The 7,396-nt window shown below is 62.7% G+C and carries 5 protein-coding genes and 1 pseudogene; all 6 read left to right on the top strand.

Translation table 11 applies throughout. The features are described 5' to 3' along the window. Positions 1-678, top strand: a pseudogene (locus Q0X21_RS09575) (hypothetical protein); the annotation flags it as partial. Beyond that, a complete protein-coding gene (locus tag Q0X21_RS09570; protein WP_297851657.1) occupies positions 671-1,258 on the top strand; it encodes a hypothetical protein in 588 nt (195 codons plus the stop codon). The pseudogene Q0X21_RS09575 and the gene Q0X21_RS09570, both read left to right, overlap by 8 nt. Before the next feature lie 25 nt (positions 1,259-1,283). Continuing rightward, on the top strand, positions 1,284-2,834 hold the full coding sequence (lysS, locus tag Q0X21_RS09565) for a lysine--tRNA ligase (protein WP_297851656.1): 1,551 nt from the start codon (positions 1,284-1,286) through the stop codon (positions 2,832-2,834). Positions 2,835-2,838: 4 nt separating this feature from the next. Next, positions 2,839-3,456: a hypothetical protein gene (locus Q0X21_RS09560; RefSeq protein WP_297851655.1), complete on the top strand. Its 618-nt coding sequence runs from the start codon at positions 2,839-2,841 to the stop codon at positions 3,454-3,456. A 35-nt stretch (positions 3,457-3,491) separates the two neighbouring features. Then, entirely contained in the window at positions 3,492-5,180 is a 1,689-nt protein-coding gene (locus tag Q0X21_RS09555) for a phosphoenolpyruvate--protein phosphotransferase (protein WP_297851654.1), read from the top strand. Between the two features lie 148 nt (positions 5,181-5,328). Continuing rightward, positions 5,329-7,396 (top strand): ATP-dependent Clp protease ATP-binding subunit (locus Q0X21_RS09550; RefSeq protein ID WP_297851653.1); only part of this gene is annotated, 2,068 nt, incomplete at its 3' end.

Raw genomic sequence — 7,396 nt, 5'->3', positions numbered from 1 at the left:
GCCGACGACGCGACAGTGCAGTGGAGCCTGCCCGCCCAGCCGGTGGAGGAGCAGCGGGAGCGCCCGAAGCAGCACTTCCCGGATACCAGCCCGGGTTTCCCGCCCGTGGAGCCGCACTACCAGCAGCCCTACGAGTACCCGGGCTACGCCCAGCCGGAGTTTTTCGAGCCACAGCCGCAAAAGAAATCTAAGGCCCTGACCTGGCTGCTCGTGTTCATGATCTTGTTGCTGCTCGGCGGTATCGGCGCTGGTGGCTGGTGGCTCTGGGATAACCAGGGTGAGGGTTGGAATGCCCAAGAGCAGGAGATGGCGGACACCTTCCCGCGGATCATTTCGGAGAAATCTGGTCAACGCGGCTGGTTGAACATGAAGTGTGAGTCCCAGACGCCGGAGGATGGGCAGAAGGCCCGCATCCGCTGTTCGGACAAGGACCTTGGCGTGAGCATCATTGATTATGGTGATGAGCAGACGCGCGACGGCCTGCTGCCGGAGGGCGACACTGAGGTCATTGGTAATGAGAAGTGCTCTGCACGCTCCTACAAGATGGAAGACGTGACCCCGCCGGCTTACCGCATTGCTCCGGAAGGGGAGGACGCACAGTACCTGCTCGTGGTCAACGGTGCTGAAGCCGAAAGTAAGCGCATGTACCTCAACTTGTGTGAAAAGTCGCGTGGTTAATCTTCAACGTCGCGCCACGTATGCCGCGGTCACTGCAGGAGTGGTAGTGGTGTCGCTTGCTGGGTGCTCTGGGAACCTGGAGGAGGTGGAGGGGCCGGTGTTGGAAACGTTGGCGTCGAAAAGCGAAACGACGGCGACCACCACGCGCGCCGCTGATCGCCCGGTGAACCCGAAGGATTTTGAACGGGCCGGCATGAGTGTGTTCAGCTACCGCATTGGGGAACACTCTGGAGTGTGTGCGATCAGCCCGCACGGCGTGACCTGTCAAGGCCAAACCCCAAAGGACGCGCCGATGGTGACCGCTGTGCCACTGCCACCCCGCAAAGCTGACTCGATTTACGCGGGGGAAGACGGCATGCACTACACCGTGTTTGAGGGTGTTGGGCCGGCACAGGGCGAGTTGCTGCCTGGCCAGTCCATTCGTGTGAATGAGAATTTTTGCCACTACCCGGATGATGCGACGCTGCGCTGCACGTCCGGTGACGCGTTGAGCTACACCATCACAGACTCGGAGGGCGCCATCCACCCGAGTGGCCAGCTGGATGACCCGCCAGTGTGGACCCTGCCCGAGTATTGGTGAGCTCAACCGACTACGGTAGATAGCCGTGACTACCCAGGACCTTTCAGAGCAGCAACAGATCCGCCGCGCGAAGCGTGAGAAGCTTCTTAGCGAGGGGCATGAGCCGTACCCCGTCGTCGTGGACCGCACCACGTCGCTGAAGGATCTGCGCAACAAGTACCACGTTGTTACGGAAGATGCCCCCGAGCTTATCGACGGCGCGGTGGCCCTCCAGCCCGGCGAAGAAACCTCCGACGAGGTGGCTGTTGCCGGACGCATCATGTTCCAGCGCAACACCGGCAAGCTGTGCTTTGCCACCCTCCAGGAGGGGGATGGCACGCAGCTTCAGGTCATGTTGTCCCTGGCTGAGGTCGGTGAGGAAGCGCTGGCGGCGTGGAAGTCTGACACGGATCTGGGTGACATTGTGTCGGTGCGGGGGCGTGTGATTGCGTCGAAACGCGGTGAGCTTTCCGTCCTGGCGCAGTCCTGGCGTATGACGTCGAAGGCGCTGCGCCCGCTGCCGGTTGCGTTCGCTGACATGAATGAAGAGCAGCGGGTGCGCTACCGCTACACCGACCTGATCATGCGCGCCGATGCCCGCAAGAACGCGATGACCCGCATTAAGGTTATCGCGGCTGTGCGAAAGTTCCTGACAGGACATGACTTCGTCGAGGTGGAAACCCCGATGCTGCAGACCTTGCACGGTGGTGCCGCGGCCCGCCCGTTTATCACTCGCTCCAACGCGCTAGATATGGACCTCTACCTGCGTATTGCGCCGGAGTTGTATCTCAAGCGCTGCATCGTCGGTGGCATTGAGCGTGTCTTCGAGCTCAACCGCAACTTCCGCAATGAGGGCATTGACTCCTCCCACTCGCCGGAGTTCACCATGCTGGAGACCTACCAGGCATGGGGTACGTACAAGGATGGCGCACAGACCATGAAAGACCTCGTGCAGTTCTGCGCGCAGGAAGTCTTCGGCTCCACCACCGTCACGCTTGCCGACGGCACTGAGTACGACCTCGGCGGCGAATGGAAAGTCATGGAAATGTACCCCTCCCTCAACGAGGCTCTGCAGCGTAAGTTCCCAGGCCAGCCCGAGGTCACCGTCGACTCCTCCGTGGAGGAACTGAAGAGCATTGCTGACGTCATTGGCCTGAAGGTGCCCAAGGACGAGGGCTGGCTGCACGGCAAACTCGTCGAGGAGATCTGGGAGCACCTTTGCTCCGACCAGCTCTACGAGCCGACTTTTGTGATCAACTTCCCCGTCGAGACCTCGCCGCTCACCCGCGACCACCGCGAACAGCGCGGTGTGACTGAGAAGTTCGACCTCTACGTCCGCGGCTTCGAGCTGGCCACCGGCTACTCCGAGCTTGTTGATCCCGTGATCCAACGCGAACGCTTCGAAGACCAGGCCCGCCTCGCCGCCCACGGCGATGACGAAGCCATGGTGCTTGATGAGGACTTCCTCGCCGCCATGGAACAGGGCATGCCGCCGACCGCTGGCTGTGGCATGGGCGTGGATCGCCTGCTCATGGCCCTGACCGGACTGGGGATCCGCGAGACTGTCCTCTTCCCGCTGGTACGCCCCGAGGCCTAAACCCATGCGTTCTCAGCGTCGCATTGGCCGAAAGATAGGCGGTGGCTTAGCTGCGCTCGCCATCACGGCTGGGCTTGTTGGTTGCTCCAGTGATGATCTGGACGAGGTGCAGATGACCATCGTGTCGTCCACGCCTGCGGAGACTTCGGCGTCTGAAACCACAACTCAAACCACCTCCGAAATGACTGCAGAAACGACTGCAGAAACGACTGCAGAAACCACTTCGCCGAAGAAGGACGTTGTGGGGGAAGATGTGGCGTCGATAAGCAAGCGCGACGGGTATTTTGTGCATGTCTCGCAGGGCGGACTAGAGAAGGAGGCATCATTTCCGGCGTGCGACGGGCGCAATATCCTGATTCTCATGTCTGTCATCGATGAACATGGCGCTGAAGCGACCTACAACGAACTCGCCCAAGCGGTACTCACTGGTGGCCCCGCCGATAAAAAATTCACGGTGCCGGGGAAGTGTGCCTCCCTGCGCAAAACCGTCAACGGGAACGTGATCTACCCCGTTTACCTCGACTTTGGTTCCGATGAAGCGGGGATGTGCGCGGCGAAAGCACGCTATGGTGGCAACGGCCGAACTCTGAACAACTCCGGCGATTTCCACGACCCCTGCTAAACCACCTGCTGGGGCAGCCAGGGAAAGGAACACGCATGGCCGACAGGCATGTGCTTCACGGTGTGGGCGTCGCTGGTGCTTTTGCGGTTGCCTCTGCGACTGGCCCGGCTGTGCTCGTCGCCCCTGCAGCGGGTGTTGACCCGGATGAACCGGCCTGCACCGACCCGGGTGCCGACATCTGGCGGGTTCGGGCGGCCCTCGACGCCGTTGCTGCTGGGGTGGTCGCGCGTGCGGAGAGTGTCCCCGGGAAAGCCCAGCCGATCCTCGAAGCAACCGCTGCTTTGGCGCAGGATAGCGCGTTGATTAAAGGGGTAGAGGAGGAGCTCGCTGCCGGTGCCGGCATCACTGCTGCTGTGCACGCCGCGGTGGAGATCTATGCGCAGAAACTTCGCCCCCTTGGGGGACGCATGGCTGAGCGCGTCACAGACCTCTACGACATTCGCGACCGCACTATCGCCCGCTTGCGTGATCTGCCGGAGCCGGGAATTCCGCCGTTCGGTCGCCCATCCATCCTCGTTGCACGCGACCTCGCACCCGCTGACATCGCCACGCTCGACCCGACGATGGTCCTGGGCATCATCACCGAAGGTGGCGGCCCCACATCGCACACGGTGATTCTTGCAGCGCAACTGGGTATTCCGATGATTGTCAAGGTCGCCGGAATCACCAGCCTGCTTATCGACGCCACGCTCATCACCCTCGACCCCACCACCGGCACCGTCATCCTCGCGCCGACTCCTGCTGACGTCGCTGAGCTGCAAGACCGGGCGGCGTGTCGCGTCGCTGCATTGGCGGAGGCTACCGGCCCGGGTGCGACGAAAGATGGGCACCCAGTGAAACTGATGGCCAATATTGGCACCGCAGCCGATGTGGAAGCGGTGGCTGAGACGGATGTTGAAGGCGTGGGTCTGTTCCGCACCGAGTTTCTCTTCCTCAACCGTGTGGATGCCCCCAGCGTTGCCGAACAAACGGAGACCTACACCGCTGTGCTGCGCGCTTTTGGTTCCCGCCGGGTGGTCGTGCGCACCCTTGACGCGGGTGCGGACAAACCCCTGGCCTTTGCCGATCACGGTACGGAGGAAAACCCAGCGCTTGGTCACCGCGGTATCCGCTTGACCCGCGCGCGAGAAGACCTCATGGACGACCAACTCGCGGCACTCGCTGCCGCGCACGCCGCGGTGCCGGAAGCAGACCTGTGGGTGATGGCGCCAATGGTGGCGGAGGTGGGGGAGGTTGAGTGGTTCGTCGATAAGGCGAAAAAGGCTGGGCTCCCGCAGGCCGGAATTATGGTGGAAACTCCTGCGGCGGCGATCTGTGCCGAGGAACTGTTGGGGGTGGCAGAGTTTGCGTCCATAGGCACGAACGATCTGGCGCAATTCACCATGGCGGCGGACCGTCTAGTTGGGCCGTCGTTGCTGTCCCCGTGGCAGCCGGCGGTGCTGGCGCTCATGCGCGCAACATGTCGTGGCGCAAACGGAACTCCTGTCGGCGTGTGTGGCGCAGCCGGCGGCGACCCACTCTTCGCGCTCGTTCTAGTTGGGCTGGGTGTGACGTCCTTGTCCATGGTGCCGGCGAATATTCCTGCAGTGCGCGCGGCGCTGCTTATGCACGACCTGGACACCTGCCGGCGGATGGCCGAGAGCGCCCTTGCAGCGCGGACTGCTGACGAAGCACGTGCCGCGGCGCTCGCGCTAGCTGATCCGGGGCTGCGCGGCCTGCTCTAAAACCGCACGAAAATGGCTGTTCGCTACTGGCGAACATGCCCTTGAAATGGGGTTATCACTTTTTCGTGCGGAAGTGTGGGAAGCGTTCCGGCCACCCCGCGTTATGGTGGGTGGAACGATTTCATTTAGCCAATAAAGGGGTAGCCACATGTTCGAGCGGTTTACTGACCGTGCACGGCGCGTCATCGTGCTGGCCCAGCAAGAAGCGCGCGACCTGAACCACAATTACATCGGCACTGAGCACATCCTGCTCGGGCTGATCCAGGAGGGGGAAGGCGTTGCCGCCAAGGCCCTCGAATCCATGGGGATTAACCTCGACGACGTGCGCCGGGAAGTCGAAGAAATCATCGGCCGCGGCACCCAGCCGCACACCGGTCACGTGCCGTTTACCCCGCGCGCGAAGAAGGTTCTGGAACTTTCCCTGCGTGAGGGCCTGCAAATGGGCCACAAGTACATTGGTACTGAGTTCCTGCTGCTCGGCCTCATCCGCGAAGGCGAAGGCGTGGCAGCGCAGGTACTGACCAAGCTGGGCGCTGACCTCCCGCGCGTGCGCCAGCAGGTGATTCAGCTGCTCTCCGGATACGAGGGTGGAGAGGGCCAGAACCCGGAAAGCCCCGAAGGCCAGCAGGCCTCCGGCATGACCGGCGCTGGTGCTGGTCCGAGCATCGGTGGCATGGGTGGTCCGCGCGGTGGCGGCGAGCGCTCCAACTCGCTCGTGCTTGACCAGTTCGGCCGCAACCTCACCGCTGCCGCCAAGGAAGGCAAGCTCGACCCGGTGGTGGGCCGCGACAAGGAAATTGAGCGCATCATGCAGGTGCTCTCCCGCCGCACCAAGAACAACCCGGTGCTCATCGGTGAACCCGGTGTGGGTAAGACCGCGGTGGTCGAAGGTCTGGCGTTGGACATCGCTAACGGCAACGTGCCGGAGACCCTCAAGGACAAGCAGGTTTACTCGCTGGACCTCGGCTCCCTCGTCGCGGGTTCGCGTTACCGCGGTGACTTCGAGGAGCGCCTGAAGAAGGTGCTCAAGGAGATCAACCAGCGCGGCGACATCATCTTGTTCATCGATGAGATCCACACGCTCGTCGGCGCCGGCGCAGCCGAAGGCGCAATTGACGCGGCCTCCTTGCTCAAGCCCAAGCTGGCCCGCGGTGAGCTGCAGACCATCGGTGCCACCACCCTGGATGAGTACCGCAAGCACATTGAGAAGGACGCCGCCCTGGAGCGCCGCTTCCAGCCGGTGCAGGTGGATGAGCCGAGTGTGGAAGACACCATCCAGATCCTCAAGGGCCTGCGCGACCGCTACGAGGCACACCACCGCGTCTCCTACACCGACGACGCACTCGCAGCTGCCGCGAACTTGTCGGACCGCTACATCAATGACCGCTTCCTGCCGGACAAGGCCGTCGATCTTCTCGACGAAGCTGGTGCCCGCATGCGTATCAAGCGCATGACTCAGCCGGAGGGCCTGCGCGAAGTCGATGACCGCATCCAAGAGGTGCGCCGCGAAAAAGAAGCCGCGATCGACGCCCAGGACTTCGAGAAGGCCGCTGGTCTGCGCGACACTGAGCGCAAGCTCGGCGAAGAGCGCGCGGAGAAGGAAAAGAAGTGGCGCACCGGCGAGCTCGAGGATATCGCTGAGGTAGGCGAGGAGCAGATCGCCGACGTGCTGGCCAACTGGACCGGCATCCCGGTGTTCAAGCTCACCGAATCCGAGTCTTCGCGTCTCCTACACATGGAGGACGAGCTGCACAAGCGCATTATCGGCCAGGACGAAGCAGTCCGCGCCGTTTCCCGCGCTATTCGCCGCACCCGCGCGGGGCTGAAGGACCCGAAGCGCCCGTCCGGTTCCTTCATCTTCGCCGGCCCGTCCGGTGTGGGTAAGACGGAGCTGTCCAAGGCGCTCGCCGAGTTCCTCTTCGGCGACGAGGACTCCCTCATCCAGGTGGACATGGGCGAGTTCCACGACCGCTTCACTGCGTCGCGTCTCTTCGGTGCCCCTCCGGGATACGTCGGATACGAGGAGGGCGGCCAGCTCACCGAGAAGGTTCGCCGCAAGCCATTCTCCGTCGTGCTTTTCGACGAAATCGAGAAAGCCCACAAGGAGATCTACAACACCCTCCTCCAGGTGCTGGAAGAAGGCCACGTCACCGACGGCCAAGGCCGCATGGTGGACTTCAAGAACACGGTGCTCATCTTCACCTCGAACCTGGGTA

Origin of the sequence: uncultured Corynebacterium sp. (genome assembly GCF_947253065.1) — a bacterium.
Lineage (GTDB): Bacteria > Actinomycetota > Actinomycetes > Mycobacteriales > Mycobacteriaceae > Corynebacterium.
Note: the sequence above shows the minus strand (reverse complement) of the source record. Positions and strands in the feature narration are given on the sequence as shown.